We start from the raw sequence: 23,718 nt of genomic DNA, 5'->3' as shown, positions 1-23,718 counted from the left end.
ACCTATGAACAAAGACATCGAAGACTTGCTGCCGGCTCTGGTCGCGTTGCGGCGCGACCTGCACGCGCACCCCGAGCTGGCGTTCGAGGAGCGTCGCACTTCCAGCGTGGTCGCGGCTGCGCTGCGCGATTGTGGCCTGGAGGTGCACGAAGGAATCGGCGGGACCGGCGTGGTGGGCGTTCTGCGCAGGGGCAATTCGACGCGCATGGTGGGCTTGCGTGCAGACATGGACGCACTTCCGATGCGGGAGGACGACGGGCGTCCCTACGTCAGCCGCCACCCCGGTGTTCACCACGGCTGCGGCCACGACGGCCACACGGCCATGCTGCTGGGGGCGGCTCAGCAGTTGGCGCGGGCCGGTCGTTTCGACGGAAGCATCGCCTTCATCTTCCAGCCCGCCGAAGAGGGGCGGGGAGGTGCACGCGAGATGGTGCGGCAAGGTTTGTTCGACCGCTTTCCGTGCGAATCCGTGTTCGCCCTGCACAACTGGCCCGACCTGCCGGCGGGCACGGTAGCGACAAGGCCGGGGGCTATCATGGCCGCGGCGGATCGCTTCGACATCGTCGTGCGTGGCCAGGGCGGCCACGCAGCGCAGCCGCATCGGACACCCGACGTGGTGCTTGCCGCGAGCCAGCTCGTCGCGCAGATGCACACCATCGTGTCGCGGCGAATCCCTCCGACGCAGAACGCCGTCTTGTCGGTGACGCGCATCAGCGGAGGCCAATCGCACAACGTCCTGCCGGCGGTCGTGGAGTTGACCGGCACCGTGCGCAGTTTCGACTCCGCCGTGCAGGACGCGATCGAGCAGGCGGTCCGCGACGTCGCGGCGGGTGTCGCGTGCGCAAGCGGCACCACGATCGACGTCGAGTACACGCGCTACTACCCCGCTACGGTCAACAGCCCTGAGCACGCGCAGCTCGCACTCGAAGCAGCGCGCAGCGTCGGCCTGGAAGTACAAGTGGCTGCTGCGCCGGCATTCACATCGGAAGACTTTGCATTCATGCTCCAGCAGCGGCCCGGGGCCTACCTATGGCTCGGCCAGCGAGGCACGAACCATGCCGCCCCGCTGCACCACCCCTCGTACGACTTCAACGACGACGTTCTGGCGTGCGGCGTGCGTTGGTTTACAGCCGTCGCGCAAATGGCCCTGCGTTGAACGGAACCCTCGTCAAGAAATGAAACCTACGATGCTGTACTTGTCCACTCGCGGTCACCCCGACCGCAAGCACTTCTGCGAAATCCTGCTGGAGGGCCTGGCGCCCGACGGCGGCTTGTACCTGCCGGAGCAATACCCACAGGTCACGCCCGGGCAGCTGTCCAAGTGGCGCGACCTGCCGTATGCGGAACTCGCCTTTGAAGTCCTCTCGCTTTACATCGACGACATCCCGGCCGAGGACCTGCGCGCAATCTGCCGCAAGACCTATACCGAGCAAGTCTTTGGCACGAAGGAGATCGTGCCGCTCAAGCAACTGGAAGAGGGCGTGTACCTGCAAGCCCTTTCCAACGGTCCCACGCTGGCATTCAAAGACATGGCTATGCAGCTGCTGGGTAACCTGTTTGAGTATGAACTGGGCCGACGCGGCGAGGAGCTGAACATCCTGGGCGCTACTTCCGGCGACACCGGTAGCGCCGCGGAGTACGCCATGCGCGGCAAGAAGGGCGTGCGCGTCTTCATGACCTCACCGCATGGCCGCATGAGCCCGTTCCAGCAGGCGCAGATGTTCAGCCTGCAGGATGCCAATATCCACAACCTCGCGATCGAGGGCGTGTTCGACGACTGCCAGGACATCGTCAAGGCCGTGTCGAACGACCTGGCCTTCAAGCGCAAGTACAAAATTGGTACGGTCAACTCGATTAACTGGGCGCGCCTCATGGCCCAGGTGGTGTACTACTTCGCCGGCTACTTCCAGGCCACGAGATCCAACACCGAACAGATAAGCTTCACCGTGCCGTCGGGCAACTTCGGCAACATTTGCGCTGGCCATGTGGCGCGCATGATGGGCCTGCCGATTTCCAAGCTGGTGGCGGCCACGAACGAGAACGATGTGCTGGACGAATTCTTCCGAACCGGTGTTTATCGGATGCGCGGCGGCGCCGACACCTACGAGACCTCCAGTCCGTCGATGGACATTTCCAAGGCCAGCAACTTCGAGCGTTTCGTGTTCGACCTGCTGGGCCGCGATGCGGAGACGGTCAAGCGCCTGTTCGGCGAGGCGCTTGCGAAGAACGGCCGCTTCGACCTGAGTGCCGACCCAGCCTTCGCGCTGGCCCGCGCGCGCTACGGATTCCTCAGCGGCAAGAGCACGCACGCCGACCGCCTGACGACGATACGCGACACGCACCGGCGCTTTGGCGCGACCATAGACACCCACACGGCCGACGGCCTGAAAGTGGCGCGCCACTTCGTGCAGCCCGGTGTGTCGATGATCGTGCTGGAGACGGCGCTGCCGATCAAGTTCGCGGCAACCATCGTAGAAGCTTTGGGCCACGAGCCGGACCGGCCCGCGCGGTTCCGGGGCATCGAAGACCTGCCCAAGCGCGTGACGGTTCTCCCGGCCGACGCGGCGCGGGTCAAGGCATTCGTCGCCGCACACCTGTCCTGATTGAAGCATGGCTGTCTTCACCGAAGTGCCCTACGACGAGGCTGCCGCCTTCCTGCGGCGGGTGGGTCTCGGCAATCTGCAGGCCATGGCGGTCTGCAGTGGCGGCATTGAGAACACCAACTACTTCGTGGACACGGATCGCGGCGAGTACGTGCTGACGCTGTTCGAACGCCTGGCGTGGGAACAGCTGCCGTTCTACCTCCACTTGATGCAGCATCTGGCCAGTCGCGGCCTTCCGGTGCCCAAGCCGGCGCCGGACGTGGAAGGCCGCATCTTGCACCGTCTCAAGGGCAAGCCGGCGACAGTGGTGGGAAGGTTGCGAGGAAAGAGTGAACTGGCGCCCGACGCTCGGCACTGCGGTGCAGTGGGCGAAATGCTGGCGCGAATGCACCTGGCCGGCAAGGACTATGCCCGCCATCAGCCCAACTTGCGCGGCCTGCCGTGGTGGACTGAAACCGTGCCGGTTCTGCTGCCATACGTCGGCGAGGACCAGTGCAAGCTGTTGCTGGACGAACTGGACTTCCAGACGGGGATCGCCGCATCCCCCGACTACGCAGCACTGCCACGCGGGCCGGTACATGCCGACCTTTTTCGCGACAACGTTATGTTCGAGGGCGGCTGCCTGAGCGGTTTCCTCGATTTTTACTTTGCGGGTTGCGACACCTTCCTGTTCGACATCGGTGTCTGTCTCAACGACTGGTGCGTGGATCTGGGGAACGGACGCATCGACCCAGTGCGAAGGGCTGCATTCCTGGCCGCTTACCAGTCGGTGCGCCCGCTCGTGGCTGAAGAACGGCGTCTGTTGCCGGCCCTTGAGCGAGCCGCGGCCTTGCGCTTCTGGGTATCGCGGCTCTGGGACTGCTACATACCCCGCGAAGCCACCGTTTTGAAGGTACATGACCCCAGCCATTTCGAGCAGGTTCTGCGCCAGCGCATAAGCGATGCCGCCGGCGCGGGAATTTTCTATCTTCCAGAAAGGACTTTGGGCTGACCCGGGCCCTGACCACCCATCATGAGAACCACCACAGATTTCTACGCCTCCTTGAGGGACGAACTCGAGGACATACAGGTCGCCGGCCTGCTCAAGCTCGAACGCCCGATCCAATCCCCGCAAGGAAGCCGGATCGCAACCACCGACGGGCGGGAAGTGATTAACCTTTGCGCGAACAACTATCTGGGCCTGTCATCTCACCCCGAGGTCATAGCGGCCGCACACGCCGCGCTCGCTGCGCGCGGATTTGGCCTGAGTTCCGTCCGGTTCATCTGCGGAACGCAGGACGTCCACAAAACGCTCGAAGCGCGGCTCTCGCAATTTGTCGGAACTGAAGACACCATCCTGTACGGATCGGCATTCGATGCCAATGGTGGGCTGTTCGAGACATTGCTCGGGCCCGACGATGCGGTGATCAGCGACGAGCTCAATCACGCGTCCATCATCGATGGCATCCGTTTGTGCAAGGCCAGGCGTTATCGCTACCGGCACAACGACGTGATGGATCTGCGCGAACAACTGAAATCGGCGGATGAAGCGGGAGCCCGGTACAAGCTGGTGTTCACCGACGGGGTTTTCTCGATGGACGGGACCATCGCCCGCCTGGACGAAATCCGGGCCGTTTGCGACGAGTTCGGGGCCGTGCTGGGCGTTGACGACTCACACGCCACCGGTTTTCTCGGCAAGCGGGGGCGTGGCACCCACGAATACCGGGGTGTCTTCGGCAAGGTCGACATCATCACGGGCACCCTCGGCAAGGCGCTTGGCGGTGCATCCGGTGGGTTCACGAGCGCCAGAGCGGAAGTCGTTCAGTTGCTGCGCCAGCGCTCACGGCCCTATCTGTTCTCGAACAGCCTGGCGCCGGTGATCGTCGGCGCGACCTTGAAGGTGCTCGACCTGCTGGAAGCCGGCACGGAGCTGCGCGACAGCCTGGAGGACAACACGCGGCACTTCCGCGCCGGACTCGCGGCATGCGGTTTCGAGCTGAAACCCGGCGAACACCCGATCATCCCGGTGATGCTCCACGATGCGGAGCTGTCCCAGAAATTGGCGCGTCGGCTGCTGGAACTCGGGGTTTACGTGACCGGATTCTTCTACCCGGTCGTGCCCAAGGGCCAAGCCCGCATCCGCGTCCAGATCAGCGCACAGCACACCCGTGCGCAACTGGACGCCGCATTGAGCGCCTTCGCGCAGGCCGGTAAAGAGCTGGGGGTGCTCCCATGACTGGATCACCTCGCATTCTCGTCATCGGCGCCAACGGCCAGTTGGGAACCGAACTCTCGGCCGCTTTGGCGGAGTGCTACGGCGCGGACAACGTGGTGGGCAGCGACCGTCTGGAGGTGGGCCGACACGCCGATCTCCGGTATGAGATGCTGGATGCCACGGACGGCGGCCAACTCGCGCAAGTAGTCGAGAGGCATCGCATTACCCAGATCTACCATCTCGCGGCAGCCTTGTCGGCGACGGGCGAAACCGCACCCGAGTGGGCGTGGAGGCTCAACATGGGCAGCCTGTTGAACGTCCTGGAGGTTGCGCGGCAACACAAGCTGGACAAGGTGTTCTGGCCGAGTTCCATCGCCGCCTTCGGTCCGACGACGCCCGCTGATGCCACGCCTCAACGCACGGTCATGGAACCCAGTACTGTCTACGGCATTTCGAAGCTGGCCGGCGAGGGCTGGTGCCGCTGGTACTGCGAGAACCATGGTGTGGATGTCCGCGGCCTGCGCTATCCGGGACTCATTTCCTACAAGGCGAGCCCCGGCGGTGGAACAACCGACTATGCGATCGACATTTTCCATGCGGCCCTCAAAGGGGAACGCTACACCTGCTTCCTCGCCGAGGATGAACCCCTGCCCATGCTCTACATGGACGATGCGGTGCGCGGGACCCTGGAGTTGATGGAAGCCCCCAGTTCGGCCATCACCGAACGCGGCAGCTACAACCTCGCCGGTGTGAGCTTCACGCCCCGCGAGATCGCGCAGGAAATACGAAAGCACCTGCCGGACTTCGAGATCGTGTACGAGCCCGATTTTCGTCAGGCGATCGCCAGCGGATGGCCCGATTCGATCGACGATAGTTGCGCGCGGCGCGACTGGGGTTGGGCTCCGAGGTACGACCTTGCGGCGACGGTTCGCGACATGCTGAAGAACTTGTCTGACAGGGTAAAGCCGCGTTCCACCGTGACTGCGTGATGCCGACGGCATTGGCTTTATTGATTTATTGATTTATTGAGAGAGGGTTAAATATGAACACACAACACTACATCGCGGGCCGCTGGCAATCCGCCCAGGACGAGCGCTGCTTCGAGGTCCGCAATCCGGCCGACGACAGCCTGATTGCGCAAGTGAGCGAAGGCGCCGCTGCCGACGCGCGGCTGGCCGCGGATGCCGCCGCCTTGGCGCTGCCGGCCTGGAAGGCGCGCCCGCCGCGTGAGCGTTGCCTCATCCTCAAGAAGTGGCACGCATTGATCGAGCGTGACGTGGAGCCGCTCGCCCAACTGATTTCGCGCGAACAGGGCAAGCCGCTGGCCGAGGCACGCGGCGAAATCGCCTATAGCGCCGGCTACGTGGAATGGTTTGCCGAGGAGGGCGTGCGTGCCAACGGCGAAGTGATCGCGGCACCGGTGAATTCCAAGCGATATATCGTTCTGAAGGAAGCCGTCGGCGTCGTGGCGGTGGTCACGCCGTGGAACTTCCCGGCTGCGATGATCGCGCGCAAGATCGCGCCTGCGCTGGCCGCCGGCTGCACGGTGCTGGCCAAGCCGGCGGAGGACACGCCACTCACGGCGCTGGCCCTGGTCAAGCTGGCCGAGGAAGCCGGCGTGCCGCCGGGCGTGCTCAATATCGTGTCGGCTTCGCGCGAACGTACCCCGCAAGTCGTGGGCGAATGGCTGGCCGATCCACGGGTGCGAAAAATCAGCTTCACGGGCAGCACCCCAGTGGGCAAGTTGCTGGCGCGCGATTCCGCCGCGACGCTGAAGAAGCTGTCGCTGGAGCTGGGCGGAAACGCGCCCTTCATCGTGTTCGAGGATGCGGACCTGGACGCCGCAGTCGAGGGCCTGATGGCGGCCAAGTTCCGCAACGCCGGGCAGACCTGCGTGAGCCCGAACCGCGTCTACGTCCATACCGCTGTACATGATCGCTTCGTCGACAAGCTGGCCGCGCGCGTGGGCGCGTTGCGGGTAGGGCCGGCCGACTGGTCCGAGGCCGAGATCGGCCCGATGATCAACGCCCGTGCGGTGGACAAGATCGAGCGGCACGTGAACGATGCCGTGGCCAAAGGCGCCAAGGTGGTCGTGGGCGGCCAAAGGGTTCGCAACGAAACCGCCCGCGGTCCCAATTACTACGCGCCCACGGTGCTCATCAACGCCACGCGCGAGATGGAACTGTCGTGCGAGGAAACCTTTGGTCCGGTGGTGCCGATCTTCCGCTTCGCAGACGAAGCGGAGGTGATGGAGCAGGCCAACGACACACCCTACGGCCTAGCCGGCTATTTCTTCTCGCAAGACGTCAAGCGCATTTGGCGCGTGGCGTCTGCGCTGGAGACCGGTATGGTCGGCATCAACGAGGGTGCCATCGCCGCGCAGGCAGCTCCTTTTGGCGGCGTAAAGGAATCCGGCTATGGCCGTGAAGGCTCGCATTGGGGCCTGGACGAGTACCTGCACACCAAGTACCTTTGCCAAGGGAACTTGGCATAGTTGTTGGTCCTGGTGCTGGCGTCACCGGCACCACGACTGCCTGCTATCTAGCCCGGGCCTGCCGCCGGGTGACGGTGGGGAACCGCCAGCCCGGCCCCGCGCGGGAGACGGGCTGAGCGGTTTGGCCAACTTCGGCCTTCAACACCGTCGACTGCACCTATTTCCGCGAAGGGCATTTTCCAGCGAGAAGTCTCGGTTGGGTCCGGTTGTCTTTTGGTGTTGACGTCGAGACAGACGTGCAGGCTGCCGAACGTGTTTACGACTTCAGCTTTGCTTGTTGCAAATTTTTAACGCCGCAAACCCGCATGGATGCTAGGCCCGTGTTTACGACTTTAATTGCTCAGAATAATTAAAGTCGTAAACAAGTTATTAAAGTCGTAAACACGGCTCTAGCATTGGTGCGGGTTTGCGGGATGTTTTGTCGCCGTATGGGGTGACCCCCTCGGGCTGGACCAGAGAGGCTCACCCCAATTCAACAAGTCCATGGGGTTCACTCCATTCAACGATCGGTGCACCGCTCAGACAGGGGTAGCTCCCGCAGGGGGGGCAGAAAGCGGTCGCAATATTCGATCAGGAGTTCGGTGAGGACCCTTATCTTCCGTGCGGGATGCTGACCTGGCGGTCGGATGACGTAAGCACCTGCCGGGGGCGGTGGATGACGGGGCATGATCGGCACGAGTGCCCCGGAGGCCACATATTCATGGGTGAGCCAATCGGGCAAGTAGGCGATCCCGAGTCCTGCTGCCGCAGCGGCGACTAACGCTGTGCCGTTGTCGGCCTTAAAGCGCCCCTGTGGACGAACCGTAATGATCTTGTCGCCATCCATGAGTTGCCAGGCTTCGGTGCCCTGCATGAGAGCCTCGTGGGCGACGAGCTCTTCAGGCGTCTCAGGCGATCCATGCGCCTTGACATAGTCCGGACTTGCGACGAGCTTCCCATGGATCGGGCCAATGCGTCTCGCAATCAAGTTGGAGTCGGGAAGATAGCCAACCCGTATCGCACAATCGTAACCCTCCGCGATGAGATCAACGAAGCGATCGCTGTAGCACGTCTGAATCTGCAGTTGAGGGTGGCGTCGAGCCATTTCCGCGAGTACGGGCGCAAAGTGCGTCGGGCCGAAAGAAAGCGGTGCAGCAATTCGCAAGCGTCCGCGAAGATCACCTGCGGGCAGGATCATTTCCCTGGCCACGTCGATCTCCGCGCAGACCCGCGCAGCATAGTCCCGGAACGTGGCCCCGGCTTCTGTGAGGGCAGCTCCGCGGGTGGATCGCGCAAGCAACTGAACACCCAGTTCTGCTTCAAGCCGAAAGAGCCGGCGACTGACGATCGACTTGGCGACGCCGAGCCGGAGTGCGGCAGGCGAAATTCCCCCGGCATCAGCAACTTCCACGAATGTCTGCAGTTCCTCGATGTCCACTTCGGCGTTCCCCGTTTCGCGACACAGCTCGCCACGGAATGGTACTACCGCATCGAGAAGGGGAACGGCAAAATAGCCGTCAGGGACGTCGCCGATGGCGCAATCTCCCCCGAAACCACCCCTCACGACCACGACAAAGGATTCACCAATGACTTTTCGCAACGGCCTTGCTTCGCTTCTTCGTCCGGAAGACTCCGTACTCGTTCTGATCGACCACCAGCCCTACCAACTCGCGAACGTGAACAGCCATGAACCGCAGATGGTGATCAACAACACGGCGGGTCTGGCCAAGGCCGCCAAGGCCTTTGGCGTCCCCACCATCTTGACGTCAGTGGTCGCCGAAAGGGGAGGACTCCTCTTTCCCCAGATCACCGATGTGTTCCCCGGCCATGAGGTGATTGACCGTACGTTCATCAACACGTGGGAGGACAAGAAGGTGGTGGACGCGGTGAAGGCGACGGGGCGCAAACAGCTGATCATCGCTGGCCTGTGGACCGAGGTGTGTGTCGCGATGCCGGCAATCCAGGCCCTCGGCGAAGGCTGGGACGTTACCGTGATCACCGATGCGTCGGGCGGCGTTTCCATCGAGGCCCATCAGGTCGCCATCCAGCGCATGATCGCAGCCGGCGCGAACATGATGACCTGGCTGGCGCTGGCTGCCGAATGGCAGCGCGACTGGGCCAGGGCCGAACAAGCTGCCGCACTGAGGCAAGTGATCACGCAACATGCCGGCGGTAGCGGTATTGCGTTCCTGTGGGAGCAGCAACTCCTCAACACGCCTGTGCCTGGCAACGCAGGATGATCTAAACGGGGATGAGGAGATTCTTGAGAAACGCGTGCGGCAAGACCGGTCGCTTAATCGAGCCTCTTCATACCTCTCTGTAGCAAAGTCCGTCATGCCTCGATGCAGGCAGGCGGCATGATCAATGATCACGAGCCCACTACTTTCGTCGCGCGGAGGTTCGAAGCGAGGCAGGCTTTACGCCAACCCCGCCAACTGCTCTCGCGTGGAGTTTCCGTGGGCTCGGCGCACGCCTGATCGAGCACTCCGTCCAGCTACTGCCCGCGAATGCGGCCGACTCAGCTTGGCTAGCCGTGTGCAAACTGTAAATTTAACTTGTTTCCGACTTTATGCTGTCATGTTGTTAAATCGAAACGCCGCGAACTCGCATGGATGCTACGGTGCCATTTACGACTTTAATTACGCGGAATACGCGCTGTGCTCACAAAGAATGTGGGTCAAGATTCGATGGAAAACTCGGGGATGCGGACAAAAACTTGGACTGGTTTATGCCGTAAGTCCAAGTTTTTATCCGCACCCCCTTAGATCAAGCTTCAGCGCAATTCAACAGTGAGACTGAGGCCGGTTGCCAATCTGGACGGTGGATGCTTAAGCTGCGAGCACCGGATAGTCCGTGTAGCCCTTGGCGCCGGGTGTGTAGAACGTGTCCGGGGCAGGAGCGTTCAACGGCGCGTCCTGGCGCAAGCGCTCGACCAGGTCAGGGTTGGCGATGAAAGGCCTGCCTATGGCGATCAGGTCTGCGCGGCCTTCGCTCAGTGCCTGTTGTGCGCTGGCTTTGTCCTGTCCGCCGGCGAGGATGAAGGGGCCGTCGAATGCAGCCTTCAAATCGGCCTTCAGCTTCGCCGGGACGGGCGGGGCGCCCATGGCCGAGTGGTCCAGGACGTGAACGTACATGAGGCCGAGCGCGGAGAGTTGCTTCACCAGCGCCAGGTACTGTTCGTCCACGCCTTCGAATGCGCCGGTGCTATTGACCACGCCGTGAGGCGATAGGCGGATGCCGACCCGCTCAGCGCCGATCTCCTTCACGGCAGCACGGGCGACCTCAAGCACCAGCCGGTTGCGTCCCTCGGCCGTGCCGCCGTAGCCATCGGCGCGGCGGTTGATGTTGGCATTCAGGAATTGCTCGAGCAAGTAACCGTTGGCCGCGTGCAACTCGATGCCGTCAAAGCCGGCCTGGATGGCAAGGCGCGCGGCCGTTGCGTACTCGCCGGTCACCGCCTGGATGTCGAGCTCGGTCATGGCGCGCGGCGGCGTGTGCGGCTGGCTGCCTTGCGTATCGGTCCACATCTCACCAGGGCAGGTCTCGGGTGAAGGTCCAAGCACTTCGGCGCCCGCCGGCAGGTTGGCTTGGTGGCTCACGCGCCCGGTATGCATCAGCTGCACAACGATCTTGCCGCCTTTGGCATGGACGGCGTCGGTCACCAGCTTCCAGCCTTGCACCTGGGCGTCGTTGAACAGGCCGGGGATGCGGGCATAACCCAAGCCGTTGGGCGAAGGTGAGGTGCCTTCCGTGATGATGAGGCCGGCGCTCGCGCGCTGGGCGTAGTACGTCGCCATCAGGCTGTTGGGCGTGTTGTTGTCGCTTGCGCGGCTGCGCGTGAGCGGCGACATCACCGCGCGATTGCTGAGCTGGGTGGCACGCAGGGAGAAGGCGTCGAAAAGCATGGGCTGTCCTTGGGGAAATGAAAAGGAGAGAAAGGAAGATCAGTGACGTTCAGTTAGCGGGAATCAACCGATCTTGTAACGAGGGGCTGGCGTTCCGGCTTGGGTGCCCGCGAACAGTTCGGAGCGTGCTGCCTCGTACTTGTCCCACAGACTTGCATCGGCGACCGACGGCCATGTGACAGCTTCGCCCTGATCCAGGCCCGCGAGCGCCGCATCGACCATATGTTCGGTCGTCATCAGGGTATTCTTGTTGAGGGCAGCCAGCGGAACGCCCGACAGATCCCAGAGGTCGGTGGCTGTGGATGCGGGCAAGACCAGCTGAACCTTCACCCCGGTGCCGGCCAGCTCTTCCTGCAGGCCTCTGCTGTATTGCAATACGAAGGCCTTGGTGCCGCTGTAGATGGCGCTGATTGGCAGTGAGTGGACGGCCAGAGCGGATGCGATATTGATGATCAAGCCCTGGTTCCTCGCCACGAAGGCGGGCACCGCAGCTTGCGTCAGGCGCGTCAGCGCTGTGATATTCAGGGCGATTTGGGATTGCGCGTCGTTCGCAGACGTCTGCGCAGCCGGCGCCAGGCGCGCAATACCGGCGTTGTTCACCAGGACGCGCACATCCCCATTGGTGGCCAGAACCTTCTCGATCCGCGCCAAGTCCTGGTCTTGGGTCAGATCGGCCGAGATGGGCTCAGCTTTGATGCCGTGTGCCTTAGAGACTTGCGCAGCGAGGGCTTCCAGGCGGTCAGCGCGCCGGGCGACAAGGATAAGATCGTATCCACGCGCGGCAAGGCGATCCGCATAGACGGCTCCGATGCCGGAAGAAGCCCCTGTGACAAGAGCGACTTTCCTGGAACTGGTATTTGTCATTTGATAGTTTTCCAATAAAATTGAGGGCTCAACTAAAAAGTTGAGGGCTCAAGTATAAAGTTGATCGCCAGCGGATTGCCGATGGTGCAGCACTCAACCATTTTGAAATTATGGGTATTACCTCAAATCTCTCAAATCTTATTGATGCGAAAAACAGCCCGGATAAGCCCGCCGCAGATGAGCAGGACATCTTGGGCGGACGGGCCTGCACGATCACACCACTGCGCCTTGCGGCTCGCAGACTTGAGCAGCTGTATGACGAAGCGCTGGCACCGTTGGACCTCAAAGCCACGCAGCTCGCGCTCATCGCAGGAATACACAGGCTCACGGGCGCCGATCAACAAGGACCGACGCTGCAGGATCTGGCAGCCCTGCTCGCCATCCAACTTTCGGCCCTGACCCATGCGCTAAGGCCTCTGGTGCGCGACGGAATTGTTGAGCTGCGTCAGGACGCCCAAGACCGGCGGACCAAACACGGCGTTCTCACTTCGCTTGGCAAGACCCGGCTTTCAGAAGGCATAGTGCGCTGGGCAGCAGCAAACGACCAAGTGGAGGTCGTTCTGGGGTCTGCCTCGGCTGCGAACTTGAGGGCCCTGGCCGATCAGGTGGCTTCCGACGCGTTTCTGGTCGCATATAAGGCGGAGAATCAACCGCCGACCCGTTGACCGCCCTCGGCCCAGAGCAAGCTGGCGAAGATCGTTCTGATCACCGCGGGCAGTTAGCCCAACAGCGCGTTTGGCCTGTCGGGCGTGTTGAGTTCCGTCGAGATCAGGCCCAGTTAGGCAGCTGCCATTTTGCAATGCTACGGATGGCCTATCCGTTCTGAAGCAGAGCGCCCGCTACAGCATCTTCAAAAGGAGATTTTTCATGTTCGTACGTCGTTACGCCCCTCTGAGATCACGCAAGGTCGAAGCGATCAAGGTTCATCACTTTGTTCCAGGCCGCCACAAAGTCACGCACGAATGACTTCTGCGAGTCGCTGCACGCATAGACTTCCGCGAGGGCTCGGAGCTGGGAGTTCGAACCGAAGACGAGATCCACGATGGTGCCCGTCCACTTGAGCTCGCCCGTTGCCCGATCGCGCCCCTCCAACACGCCTTCAGAGGTGGCGGACTTCTGCCACTTCGTGCTCATGTCGAGGAGATTCACGAAGAAGTCATTGGTCAATGTTTCGGGTTGCTTGGTGAAAACACCGTGTTTGGACTGGCCGACGTTCGCATTCAGGGCGCGCAGGCCGCCGATCAGAACCGTCATCTCAGGGGCGGTCAGCGTCATCAACTGCGCCTTGTCCACCAGCAGCTCAGCCGCCGATTCCTCGAGTCCCTTGCGGGCGTAGTTGCGGAACCCGTCTGCGGCCGGCTCCAGTACGGCGAACGAGTCCACATCGGTCTGCTCCTGCGACGCATCCACGCGCCCCGGCGAGAAGGGAACCTTCACGTCTTGGCCGGCCTTCTTCGCTGCTGCCTCGACGGCTGCGCAGCCACCCAGAACGATCAGGTCTGCAAGCGAAACCTTCTTGCCGCCAGACTGTGCGCTGTTGAAGTCCTTCTGGATCGTTTCCAGCTTCTGCAGGACCTTTGCCAGTTCAGCCGGCTGGTTGACTTCCCAATTCTTCTGCGGCGCCAGGCGAATACGCGCGCCGTTCGCTCCACCGCGCTTGTCGCTGCCGCGGAACGTTGCAGCAGACGCCCAGGCCGTGGTGACCAGTTGGGAGATGGACAGGCCAGATGCGAGGATCTTGGCCTTCAGGGCGGCAATGTCCTGCTCGTCGATCAATTTGTGATCCACTGCGGGAATGGGGTCCTGCCACAGCAGCTGCTCCTTGGGAACGAGCGGGCCAAGATAACGCGACAGGGGGCCCATATCGCGGTGCGTCAGTTTGAACCACGCCCGGGCGAATGCGTCCGCGAACTGATCCGGATTCTCATGAAAGCGCCTTGAAATTTTTTCGTAGACAGGGTCGAGCCGCAGGGAGAGGTCCGTGGTCAGCATGGAAGGCGCGTGACGCTTCGACGGGTCGTGGGCATCCGGCACTGTATCGGCGCCCGCGCCAAGCTTCGGTTTCCACTGATGCGCACCGGCGGGGCTCTTCGTCAGTTCCCATTCGTAGCCGAACAGGTTCGAGAAGAAGTTGTTGCTCCACTTTGTTGGCGAACTGGTCCAGGTAACTTCCAGGCCGCTGCTGATCGTGTCACCCCCTTTGCCGGTGCCAAAGCCGCTCTTCCAGCCCAGGCCCTGCTCCTCGATGCCGGCAGCTTCCGGCTCGGACCCCACATGTTTCACATCGCCGGCGCCGTGGGTTTTGCCGAAGGTGTGACCGCCAGCGATGAGCGCAACCGTCTCTTCGTCGTTCATCGCCATGCGAGCGAAGGTCTCGCGGATATCCCGCGCCGCAGCGATCGGATCCGGGTTACCGTTCGGGCCTTCCGGATTGACGTAAATCAGACCCATCTGCACGGCACCGAGCGGATTTTCGAGATCCCGGTCGCCGGAGTAGCGCTTGTCACCCAGCCAGGTGTTCTCAGAGCCCCAGTAGACGTCTTCTTCCGGTTCCCAGATGTCCTCACGTCCACCGGCGAAACCGAAGGTCTTGAATCCCATCGATTCCAGAGCGACGTTGCCAGCGAGGATCATCAGGTCGGCCCAGGAGAGTTTGCGGCCATACTTCTGCTTGATCGGCCAAAGCAGCCTGCGCGCCTTGTCGAGGTTGACGTTGTCCGGCCAGCTATTCAGGGGAGCAAAGCGCTGGTTGCCACTCCCTGCGCCGCCGCGACCGTCGGAGACACGGTACGTGCCGGCGCTGTGCCATGCCATGCGAATGAACAAAGGTCCGTAGTGGCCGAAGTCCGCCGGCCACCAGTCCTGTGAGTTGGTCATCAGCGCCAGGAGATCCTTCTTCACGGCCTCCAGGTCGAGGCTCTTGAACTCCTGGGCGTAGTTGAACGCCTCGCCCATGGGGTCGGACATTGCGGAATGCTGGTGCAAGATGTTCAGATTCAGTTGATTGGGCCACCAGTCTGCGTTCGATGGCGCTCCAGCCACCGTGTGCTTGCGAGCGTTGCCCGAGAATGGGCAGTTGGGTTCGGTTGACATGGTTTTCTCCTTGGGTTGTTTGCAACTGATTACGCAATCCAGTCTAGGGTTTGGGTACCGATCGATCAATGAAATTTTGCTAATGGGAACGATAGTCCGGCCTGACAAACTCACCGGACCTACTTCTGGGCCTGCGCATAGCGAAGATAGTCGGCGCTGATCCGCCTTGAATGGGTGACCAGCGCGCGAACGAAGGGCAATCGCGCCACCTCGTAGCGGGCCAAAGCGGCGGAAACGGGCTCGTTTGCGCGTCGGTCTGCCAGCATTTGGGCCAGCACCGCCGCATCCTCCACCCCGGTCGCGAAGCCACGTCCTGTCATTGGTGAAACCACGTGGGCAGCGTCCCCCGCGATCGCCAGCGCGCCACGTGCTAACCGATCCGGTTTGTATTCGGCGATCGGGGCGCCACTCAGTGCGTCTGTCGAGCGCACCCCGGCAGCCACCGCCTCCGCCCATATTTCCGGCCAAAGCTGTGGGATGAGCGCAACCAGTTCTGCCCGGACATCTTCGTCAATCGTCCCGCGTCCGAGCGTTCCCACTATGTAGCCGTCCGCCGTCAGGCGGTTGGTGCGGCGGAGCAACTCCTGCCGGTGTACATCGAACCATGCGAATGTGACCTGCCGCCGTCCCATCTCCACCGACCCGTCGCGACCAGGAAGCACCGCGGCAACCAAACGGTAGCCCTCTACAAACTCTATCCACAGACCGCCGTTCGATGGCCAAGGGACAGGACGCTCCAGCGTTTGCTCCTCGATGAGCCCTCGCCAGACGACGTAGCCGGCATAGCCGCCCAGTTCGGCCAACCGGTAATCGTAGACAACAGGCCTGGTGCCAACACAATGATCGGCGCAGAGACCGTGGCCAAGGCGCCACCGGACGGCTACACCTTGTTGGGGACCGGTTATCAAGGCATCAGGATTTACTGTCGAAGAGTGAATCCTGAAAGAAAATGGACGTTTTCCGATGGGGCGCTTGTCACTGCCGGAAGCTACGCGTCACGAGTTTCGTCCGGCTGCTCCTCGTCCTGGCTTGCTGGCCCAGGCGCTCCCGCAAGAACTCGACAAAGCGCTGCGTCTTCGCCGGCAGCAAGCGTGTTTCGGTGAGCGCATAGACCGGCGTCGACCTGGCCTGCCAGTCAGGCAAGATGCGCCGCAGGCGACCGGCAGGTCGAGCTGACCGAAGCCGGGCAGATCTACTACGAGCGCTGCAGGTGCATCGTCGACGAAGCGCGGATCGCTCACGAGCAGCTGGGGGAGATGCTGGCGCAGCCCAGCGGCGTGCTGCGTGCGTCACTGTCGGTGGACTTTGCCACCATCTACATGGCGCCACTGATTGCGGAGTTCGCCCAAGGGTGTGCGTGAAAAAAAACCGTGGCAGGCTATCGTTTTCAGTGGCGCAACAGGATGGCGGCCAGAACAAATGCGGCCATCCACAGCGTTTCGACCAGCAGCAGCACAAAGGGGCGCCAGCCGGCGCGGGCCAGTTGCCTGAATGAAGTCTTCACGCCCAGCGCCGCAATGGCAACGACCAAACAGGCACGCGAGACATCGTTCAGGCCGGTTTGCACCGCCGCCGGTACGCCGCCCATGGAGTTGATGATGACCAGGGCCACGAATACCCACAGAAACCACGGCACCAAGGCCTGCTTGGCGTCGGCGGACGTGCTCTCGCTCGCCTCGCGCTGCCGCTTGAACAGACTGGACACCACCACCACCACCACAGCCAGCATGGAGACACGGAACAGCTTGACGATGGTGGCGTAGTCGCCGGTTTCCTGGTTCAGCATGTAACCGGCGCCTACTACCTGCGCAACGTCGTGGATCGTGCCACCCAGAAACAGGCCAGCCAGCTCGGGCGGCAGATGCAGCAGCTTGGCAACCAGTGGATAAATCACCATGGCCAGGGTAGACAGCACGGTCACGGTCACCACCACCATCAGGGTGAAGCGTTCACTTTCCTTGTTGCGCGGCAACACCGCCGAGATCGCCAGAGCGGCCGACGCGCCACAGATGGCGACCGCACCGCCGGACAACACCGCTTGCGCGCGGTTCATGCCCAGACGACGTCCCAGCAGCACCCCACACAGCAGCGTGGTCACGACAGCGGCGATGACGATGGCCGCAGTGCTCCAGCCCAAGCCCGCAATTTGACTCGCCGTGATCCGCGCACCGAGCAGGCCGACGCCCAGGCGCAGCACGGTACGCGCGCAAAATTCGATGCCGGGCCTGGTGTTGGCGTCATGGCTGAGGTAGTGAAATCCCACACCAAAGAACAGCGCATACAAAAACTGGGGCCCGCCGTGCAGCGTGGACACCAGGGTGGCGGCCATCGCAATCACACAAGACAAAGCGACACCCGGGAGAAGTTGCAGCCGGTGCTGCGGCAACCAAGCGGGGTGGGCCGTGTCGGCGGCTGACGTTGGCGACAGGAAATTGAACACAGGCAAACCTCTTTCGAACAGCGCGCGTGGGGTACGCGTGGGAGGGTTATGCCCTCAATGAATTAGATAATAGGCAAAAGTCATTAAAGAAAAAAGCGGATAATATCGTTAAGAATGATCGATAAATCCAATCAGCAATCCTTCCAGCGCCTGCGCCTCAACCTGCGTCAGCTCGAAGTCTTTCTGGCCACGGCGCGCGGTGGCAGCACGCGTGCGGCGGCCGACCGGATCGCACGCTCGCAATCTGCGGCCAGCACCTCGCTGGCCGAACTCGAGGCCGCGCTCGGCGTCGAACTGTTCGACCGCATCGGCCGACGCCTGCTGCTTAACGAGAACGGGCGCGCGCTGTTGCCCAAGGCCCAGGCCCTGGTCGAACAGGCGGCCGAAGTGCAAGCCCTGTTCACAGACGAGCACGCCGCGCCCTTGCGCGTGGCGGCCAGCTTTACGATCGGCGAATACCTGCTGCCCAGCCTGGTGTCGCAATGGACGCAATTGCACCCCAAGAGCCAGATCCATCTGCGCATAGGCAATACCAGCGAAGTGATCGCCGCGGTAGCTGCTTTGGACGTCGACATCGGCTTCGTCGAGGGGTCGCAGACGCATGCCGACCTGGTCGTGCGCCCCTGGCTGGATGACGAAATGGTGATCCTCGCGGCTCCGGGTCATCCGCTGGCGAATCGTTGCGCGACGGCCCGCCAGTTGGCCGACGCCACCTGGGTGCTACGGGAACACGGTTCCGGCACGCGCCAGATCGCTGATGAATGGTTGCTGAAAAACCTGGGGCAGGTGCGCGTCGGTTTCGAACTTGGCAGCACCGAAGCGATCAAGCGCGTGGTGGCGGCGAGCGATGGCCTGGGCTGCCTTTCGCGCTACGCGGTGGCGCAAAGTGTGGCAGACGGGCACCTGGTTGAATTGCGAACACGCCTGCCCAGGGCAAGCCGCCAGCTCGCCATCGTGCTGCACCGCGAAAAGCGGCTGGGCCGCGCGACCACAGACTTCCTGGCGCACTGCAGCGCCGCCGCGCCGCACAGCGCCCGTCACAACCACTCAACAGGCCCTTGACGCATCTGTCCGGGGCGTACTTCGCCTCCAAGGCGGGGTCCCCTCAATGGGATGGACGCTCCCACCTAAACGGCATCGTAATGTGCCAAAGTGGAGATGCAAATCAACCACTTAAACAGACAGGAGCGTCCGACATGAAGGCTACTACAGTAGGCATCGACTTGGCAAAAAACGTGTTCCAGTTGCACGGGGTCAACGAGTTTGGAAAAACCGTTATCAAGAAGCAGTTGCGCCGTGACCAGGTGGCCGAGTATTTCGTCAACCTACCCGCTTGCTTGATAGGGATGGAGGCGTGCGGCAGTGCTCATTACTGGGCGCGCAAGCTGCAGGGATTTGGGCACACCGTCAAGCTGATGGCGCCTCAGTTCGTGAAGCCCTATGTCAAAACTAACAAAAATGATGCCGCTGATGCCGAGGCGATCTGCGAAGCCGTTGCCCGGCCCAACATGCGCTTCGTGCCGATCAAGAACGTCGAACAGCAGGCGGTGCTGGCACTGCATCGGGTCCGCCAGGGCTTTGTGAAAGCGCGCACCGCCCAGGCCAACCAAATCCGAGGTCTTCTTGGTGAATTCGGGCTGATCGTCCCACAGGGCATTGGTTACATCACCACTCGGGTTCCTGAACTTATTGAAGATGCCAGCAACGAGCTGCCTGGCTCGTTTCGGGTACTCGTTCAACGGCTGCTGGACCATCTCAAGGAACTGGATCGTCAGGTTGATGAACTTGAAGTGCAGATTCGATCTTGGCATCGCAGCAGCGATGTCAGTTGCAAGCTTGCCCAGGTCCCAGGCATTGGGCCGATCACCGCCAGTGCGCTGGTCGCTTCCATTGGCGACGCGAAGAACTTTGACAGCGGTCGTCAAGTGGCGGCCTGGCTTGGTCTTGTCCCTAAGCAGCATTCCAGTGGCGGGAAACAGAATTTGCAGGGAATCAGCAAGCGTGGCGATACCTACCTCAGAACCTTGCTGATACATGGCGCGCGATCCGTTATCTACCAGGCGGGTCAAAAGCCCGAGTCATGCAGTTGGATCAACGGAGTTGTCAATCGGCGCAATAAGAATGTGGCGGCTGTTGCGTTGGCCAATAAGAATGCGCGACTCGTATGGGCATTACTTGCCCATGACCGGGAGTTCCGACCCGACTACACCACCGCTAAGGCGGCGGTGTAGTCGGGTCGGCTGATTGGAATAACGACAATAGAGTAGGGAGAATTGAACCACCGATTGCTCAGGCGATCATGAAGTGATGGCAAGATAGGTCAGACCGTGGTTGGCAAAGCCCGTTGAAAACGAAGCACTTCGAGTGCATCCCCTCGATTGGGGCGTCAACCAGCGAATCCCATTAGGGACAGTGACCAAGAGTCACGCAAAAAGTCCGAATGTACGGGTGCAATCTATACCTTCGAGTCATCATGAATTGAAAGCTTGGCATACCGGGAGCGTCCATGTACGTTTTCAGTGCAATAAGTGACGGATCCCGCCCAACTCGATGCTAGGTTCCAGCTGGACCGCGGACTCGCGCATAGCTGTTTATCCGACTCGAACAGCTGCCCGAGGTTCACGCAGGCCACATGACCCAGATTTCAGTCGAAACCCATGCCGACTGTATTCCCTGCAACTTGATGATGAATTGGCGCGTGAATGCCCTGAACCAGCATTCGCTCATCCCTTAATCATTGAGCTTGCGCACCGAGCGCAAACTTTTTCAACCCGTCGAGATCCACTACCTCGATCGATCCGTATTGCACCCTTATCAGGCCGGCATTTTCAAGTTCGTGCAAAGCACGGTAGGCGGTCTGTCTCACCATGCCGGTAAGTCGACCAATCTCCTCCTGGGAAATGTCTATGCGGAGTTGCGTGTTCGGATAGAGCTGTGGGTTGAAGAGTTCGGCCAGGCAGTACGCCACCCGGGTATTCACATCCCCCAGGCGTAGGCCTTCGACCAGCGCCACGTAGTAGCCTAAACGGGCGTTCAGTTGGTCGATAAGCCATCGGCTGAACGAATGGCTGTTATCCAGCAGCCAGAGGAAGGTGGCCCGGGGCACGAAAGCGACAGTGCTGTCGCGGATTGCCACGACGGCATACGGGCGCGGTTCGCCTTTCAGTACGGCTCCTTCGCCGAACCAGGCGCCGCCGGGAACGCCGGCAAACGTCGTCGCCCGGCCATCGGCAGAAACCGTGTCAACCTTGACCAGGCCGTCAACGACGGCCAGCCAGTGCTCAGAGGGTGATTCGCGAAGGCAAATCGTAGCCCCAGCCGTGAAAGTACGCGTCACGGCGTCGCCACAGACACGATCAAACTGATCCTGGGAAAGGCCCTCGCGCCATGGAGAAGAGGCGAGAAATTCCAGCAGTTTGTTGCGTTGTGTTGTCTGGTGAGCATTCATTTCATTACCACCGATCGAAAGTTTTACCGATGAATGATCGGCTTGCAAGGCCGTCCAATCACCCCGAAGCAGTATCCGATGCTGGGTAGCGGCAGGACTACTAACGATCGCAATACTAACCAGCAATGGCAGCGTCGCCAGGAATGTTATCCAGAGGACATTCATTTCTACCCATTTCTCCGACAATTTTCTCTCGGACCAAATCACGTACGTTTTCGATGGAATTTTGGTGACGACACACCAGATCGTGTTGATTAAATTTTTGCCTGGAAGATGAGTATGAGCAGCCGAATTGCCTCACCGCCAAGTATCCCGACCGACGTGCTACGAAGCGCTGTCGATTGGGCACTTGTGACACGCCGTGCCACGCGCGCCTTCCTTCCTACGCCAGTTCCACGCACGGATGTGGAGGCTATCCTGGATGTGGCGCGGTATTGTGCTTCCGGGGTGAATACGCAGCCCTGGCATGTTCACGTCGTCATGGGGGCTGCAAAGCAGCGCCTGAGTGAAGCGATCATGCGCATATATGACGATCCATCGCTGGCGGCCAAGCTCGACGAACCCTACGACTACTACCCACAAGAGTGGATCTCCCCCTACATCGACAGGCGGCGCAAAGTCGGTTGGGATTTGTATGGCTTGCTTGGAATCCAGAGAAGTGACAAGGAGCGCATGCATGCTCAACATGGCTGCAACTACCGCTTCTTTGGCGCCCCGGTCGGACTCATGTTCACCATTGATCGGGGCATGGGGCGGGGTAGTTTGATCGACTACGGAATGTTCCTGCAAAGCATCATGGTCGCAGCACGGGCTCGCGGCCTTGACACCTGCCCTCAGGCGGCGTTCACCACGTTTCACCGCGTTATTTCCGGGGAATTGGCTATTCCTGAGCAGCAAATGTTTGTCTGCGGCATGAGCCTGGGTTACGCAGATCCCAGCCGCATTGAGAACTCACTCGTTACCGACCGTGAGGTGGTCAGCAACTTCACCACCTTTCACGAAACTACAAATAAGGAGACAGAGTCATGAGTGCAAAAGCCTACGCAGAGGGCCTTGACAGGAATGCCGCTAACCATGTTCCTCTGACGCCGCTAAATTTTCTCGATCGCACGGCTGCCGTTTTTCCGCATCGAACCGCCATCATCCATGGAGCCTTCCGCCAAACCTGGGCTGAAACACGCGACCGTTGTTATCGCCTCGCTTCCGCACTCGTCAAGTTCGGAATACAAGCCGGCGACACAGTGTCGATCGTCGCGCCAAACACGCCCGCCATGCTGGAGGCTCACTTCGGCGTTCCTTTGTCAGGGGCCGTACTCAATGCCATCAACTGTCGCCTTGACGCTGACGGGATTGCTTTCATCTTGCGCCACGGTGAGTGCAAACTGTTGCTGGTGGATCGTGAATTTTCTCCGCTGGTAGTTAAAGCCCTTCAAGGCGTGTCCCACCCACCCCGTGTGATCGACATCAACGATCTCGAGGCGCCTGCCGGCGCCGCCATCGGCGAGACCGATTACGAGTCATTTTTGGCCGGCGGAGACCCGGCATTCCCCGGCCGTTGGCCAACTGATGAGTGGACACCGATCGCGCTCAACTACACATCAGGCACGACGGGTGACCCCAAAGGCGTGGTGCCAAGCCACCGGGGTACCTACCTCATGAGTCTCCTGCAGATGACCGATTGGGCGCTACCGCGCGCGCCAGTTTATTTGTGGACGCTGCCGATGTTCCATGCCAATGGCTGGTGTTTCACCTGGGCGATCACCGCAGCGGCAGGCACGCACGTGTGCCTCCGCAAGGTGACGGCGGCTAATGTGTTCACTGCTATTTCGGAACACGGCGTTGATCACTTCTGCGCCGCGCCGATCGTGATGGCTGGCATTGCCAGTACACCTGAGGCGGAGCGCCGGCCGCTGCCGCGCCGCGTGCGTGTATTGACAGCCGGGTCTCCTCCGCCCGCGACGGTTCTTGAGGCCGTCAGGGCCATGGGCTTTGATGTTGACCACGTCTTCGGCATCACCGAGATTTCCGGCACTCCGGTGAGTTGTGCCTGGCAGACCGAATGGGACGAACTACCCGCTGACCAGCAAGGTCGCCTCCAGGCACGCCAAGGCGTGCGTGCAGCAGCCCTGGAGAATCTCCGCGTTGCCGACCCTGATACGCTCGAACCCGTACCAGGAGATGGCGTCGCCACCGGCGAAATTCTGATACGCGGCAACACCGTGATGATGGGCTATCTGAAAAACCCTGGCGCTACCGCCAAGGCTTTTGCGGGCGGCTGGTTCCACACGGGCGACGTGGCTGTCATGCATCCGGATGGCTACATGCAGATCACGGACCGCTCGAAGGACATCATTATTTCTGGCGGAGAGAACATATCGTCGGTAGAAGTGGAGGAGGTGCTGTACCGGCTCGCCGGTGTGCTGAATGCCGCGGTAGTCGCGCAGCCAGACGACAAATGGGGTGAAGTGCCATGTGCCTTCGTGGAGCTCAAACCGGATGCGCCGCTCCTCACTGAGGCCGATGTGATCTCATTTTGTCGTGAACGGTTGGCGCACTTCAAGTGTCCCCGTCGCGTGGTATTTGCAGAGTTGCCGAAGACGGCCACGGGCAAGATTCAGAAGTTCCGGTTGCGGGAGCTGGCTGGCAGCCGCAATGCGATTACAAAACTGGCTGCGTGAGTGTAGGGCTGCGAAGGGGT

At 61.3% G+C, this 23,718-nt stretch carries 19 protein-coding genes and 3 pseudogenes; 14 read left to right on the top strand and 8 right to left on the bottom strand.

Features of this window, described 5'->3' with window-relative positions:
* The first annotated feature begins 4 nt into the window (after nucleotides 1-4).
* From AC1DUR_RS08280 to AC1DUR_RS08255, 6 genes are read left to right on the top strand one after another with little or no spacing between them, the layout of a single operon-like run.
* Nucleotides 5-1,156 (top strand): M20 aminoacylase family protein, encoded by a 1,152-nt coding sequence (locus AC1DUR_RS08280; protein WP_477717570.1) that lies wholly within the window; start codon nucleotides 5-7, stop codon nucleotides 1,154-1,156.
* Between the two features lie 31 nt (nucleotides 1,157-1,187).
* Nucleotides 1,188-2,603, top strand: coding sequence for a threonine synthase (gene thrC / locus AC1DUR_RS08275; RefSeq protein ID WP_477717571.1), 1,416 nt, complete (start codon nucleotides 1,188-1,190; stop codon nucleotides 2,601-2,603).
* 7 nt (nucleotides 2,604-2,610) lie between these two features.
* Nucleotides 2,611-3,594, top strand: a complete 984-nt coding sequence (locus AC1DUR_RS08270) for a homoserine kinase (protein ID WP_477717572.1) — start codon at nucleotides 2,611-2,613, stop codon at nucleotides 3,592-3,594.
* Between the two features lie 21 nt (nucleotides 3,595-3,615).
* A complete protein-coding gene (gene kbl / locus AC1DUR_RS08265) occupies nucleotides 3,616-4,818 on the top strand; it encodes a glycine C-acetyltransferase (protein ID WP_477717573.1) in 1,203 nt (400 codons plus the stop codon).
* The gene (locus AC1DUR_RS08260; protein ID WP_477717574.1) at nucleotides 4,815-5,786 is read left to right on the top strand and encodes an NAD-dependent epimerase/dehydratase family protein; all 972 of its coding nucleotides are present in this window, start codon (nucleotides 4,815-4,817) and stop codon (nucleotides 5,784-5,786) included. Before kbl ends, AC1DUR_RS08260 begins: the two co-directional genes overlap by 4 nt.
* Before the next feature lie 53 nt (nucleotides 5,787-5,839).
* Nucleotides 5,840-7,291, top strand: coding sequence for an NAD-dependent succinate-semialdehyde dehydrogenase (locus AC1DUR_RS08255; RefSeq protein ID WP_477717575.1), 1,452 nt, complete (start codon nucleotides 5,840-5,842; stop codon nucleotides 7,289-7,291).
* 499 nt (nucleotides 7,292-7,790) lie between these two features.
* On the opposite strand, the gene AC1DUR_RS08250 is transcribed toward AC1DUR_RS08255, so the two are convergent.
* On the bottom strand, nucleotides 7,791-8,870 hold the full coding sequence (locus AC1DUR_RS08250; protein WP_477717576.1) for a LysR family transcriptional regulator: 1,080 nt from the start codon (nucleotides 8,868-8,870) through the stop codon (nucleotides 7,791-7,793).
* Between AC1DUR_RS08250 and AC1DUR_RS08245 the strand changes: the two genes are divergently transcribed.
* Complete coding sequence (locus AC1DUR_RS08245) at nucleotides 8,857-9,510, top strand: hydrolase (RefSeq protein ID WP_477717577.1); 654 nt, start codon at nucleotides 8,857-8,859, stop codon at nucleotides 9,508-9,510. The genes AC1DUR_RS08250 and AC1DUR_RS08245 overlap by 14 nt on opposite strands.
* A gap of 588 nt (nucleotides 9,511-10,098) precedes the next feature.
* Here the strand turns inward: AC1DUR_RS08245 and AC1DUR_RS08240 are convergent.
* Both AC1DUR_RS08240 and AC1DUR_RS08235 read right to left on the bottom strand, forming a co-directional pair.
* A complete protein-coding gene (locus tag AC1DUR_RS08240) occupies nucleotides 10,099-11,175 on the bottom strand; it encodes an alkene reductase (protein WP_477717578.1) in 1,077 nt (358 codons plus the stop codon).
* 63 nt (nucleotides 11,176-11,238) lie between these two features.
* The gene (locus AC1DUR_RS08235; RefSeq protein ID WP_477717579.1) at nucleotides 11,239-12,039 is read right to left on the bottom strand and encodes an SDR family NAD(P)-dependent oxidoreductase; all 801 of its coding nucleotides are present in this window, start codon (nucleotides 12,037-12,039) and stop codon (nucleotides 11,239-11,241) included.
* A gap of 110 nt (nucleotides 12,040-12,149) precedes the next feature.
* Here AC1DUR_RS08235 and AC1DUR_RS08230 point away from each other — a divergent pair, with 110 nt between their 5' ends.
* A complete protein-coding gene (locus AC1DUR_RS08230; RefSeq protein ID WP_477717580.1) occupies nucleotides 12,150-12,704 on the top strand; it encodes a MarR family winged helix-turn-helix transcriptional regulator in 555 nt (184 codons plus the stop codon).
* A gap of 232 nt (nucleotides 12,705-12,936) precedes the next feature.
* Here AC1DUR_RS08230 and katG read toward each other — a convergent pair whose 3' ends face one another.
* Together katG and AC1DUR_RS08220 are read right to left on the bottom strand one after the other, a co-directional pair.
* A complete protein-coding gene (katG, locus tag AC1DUR_RS08225; RefSeq protein WP_477717581.1) occupies nucleotides 12,937-15,132 on the bottom strand; it encodes a catalase/peroxidase HPI in 2,196 nt (731 codons plus the stop codon).
* A 119-nt stretch (nucleotides 15,133-15,251) separates the two neighbouring features.
* Complete coding sequence (locus tag AC1DUR_RS08220; protein WP_477717582.1) at nucleotides 15,252-15,935, bottom strand: FAD-dependent monooxygenase; 684 nt, start codon at nucleotides 15,933-15,935, stop codon at nucleotides 15,252-15,254.
* Between AC1DUR_RS08220 and AC1DUR_RS08215 the strand changes: the two are divergent.
* Nucleotides 15,915-15,971, top strand: a pseudogene (locus AC1DUR_RS08215) (hypothetical protein); the annotation flags it as partial. The gene AC1DUR_RS08220 and the pseudogene AC1DUR_RS08215 sit on opposite strands and share 21 nt — an antisense overlap.
* 136 nt (nucleotides 15,972-16,107) lie before the next feature.
* Here AC1DUR_RS08215 and AC1DUR_RS08210 read toward each other — a convergent pair.
* A pseudogene (locus AC1DUR_RS08210) lies at nucleotides 16,108-16,296 on the bottom strand (hypothetical protein); the annotation flags it as partial.
* Nucleotides 16,297-16,304: 8 nt separating this feature from the next.
* Between AC1DUR_RS08210 and AC1DUR_RS08205 the strand changes: the two are divergent.
* A pseudogene (locus tag AC1DUR_RS08205) lies at nucleotides 16,305-16,478 on the top strand (LysR family transcriptional regulator); the annotation flags it as partial.
* Nucleotides 16,479-16,519: 41 nt separating this feature from the next.
* Here AC1DUR_RS08205 and AC1DUR_RS08200 read toward each other — a convergent pair.
* Nucleotides 16,520-17,518 carry a YeiH family protein gene (locus AC1DUR_RS08200; protein WP_477721523.1) on the bottom strand — a complete coding sequence of 333 codons (999 nt, stop codon included), beginning with the start codon at nucleotides 17,516-17,518 and terminating at the stop codon, nucleotides 16,520-16,522.
* A 168-nt stretch (nucleotides 17,519-17,686) separates the two neighbouring features.
* Between AC1DUR_RS08200 and AC1DUR_RS08195 the strand changes: the two genes are divergently transcribed.
* Entirely contained in the window at nucleotides 17,687-18,634 is a 948-nt protein-coding gene (locus tag AC1DUR_RS08195) for a LysR family transcriptional regulator (RefSeq protein ID WP_477717583.1), read from the top strand.
* A gap of 134 nt (nucleotides 18,635-18,768) precedes the next feature.
* Nucleotides 18,769-19,803: an IS110 family RNA-guided transposase gene (locus AC1DUR_RS08190; RefSeq protein WP_477717584.1), complete on the top strand. Its 1,035-nt coding sequence runs from the start codon at nucleotides 18,769-18,771 to the stop codon at nucleotides 19,801-19,803.
* 503 nt (nucleotides 19,804-20,306) lie between these two features.
* On the opposite strand, the gene AC1DUR_RS08185 is transcribed toward AC1DUR_RS08190, so the two are convergent.
* The gene (locus AC1DUR_RS08185; RefSeq protein WP_477717585.1) at nucleotides 20,307-21,185 is read right to left on the bottom strand and encodes a Crp/Fnr family transcriptional regulator; all 879 of its coding nucleotides are present in this window, start codon (nucleotides 21,183-21,185) and stop codon (nucleotides 20,307-20,309) included.
* A 114-nt stretch (nucleotides 21,186-21,299) separates the two neighbouring features.
* Between AC1DUR_RS08185 and AC1DUR_RS08180 the strand changes: the two genes are divergently transcribed.
* Both AC1DUR_RS08180 and AC1DUR_RS08175 read left to right on the top strand, forming a co-directional pair.
* Entirely contained in the window at nucleotides 21,300-22,049 is a 750-nt protein-coding gene (locus AC1DUR_RS08180; RefSeq protein WP_477717586.1) for a nitroreductase, read from the top strand.
* Entirely contained in the window at nucleotides 22,046-23,698 is a 1,653-nt protein-coding gene (locus AC1DUR_RS08175) for an AMP-binding protein (RefSeq protein WP_477717587.1), read from the top strand. Before AC1DUR_RS08180 ends, AC1DUR_RS08175 begins: the two co-directional genes overlap by 4 nt.
* Nucleotides 23,699-23,718: the final 20 nt, after the last annotated feature.

This window comes from Polaromonas sp. P4_F4, assembly GCF_056401355.1.
The sequence above is the reverse complement of the archived record's forward strand: the minus strand, read 5'-3'. Positions and strand labels throughout refer to the sequence as shown.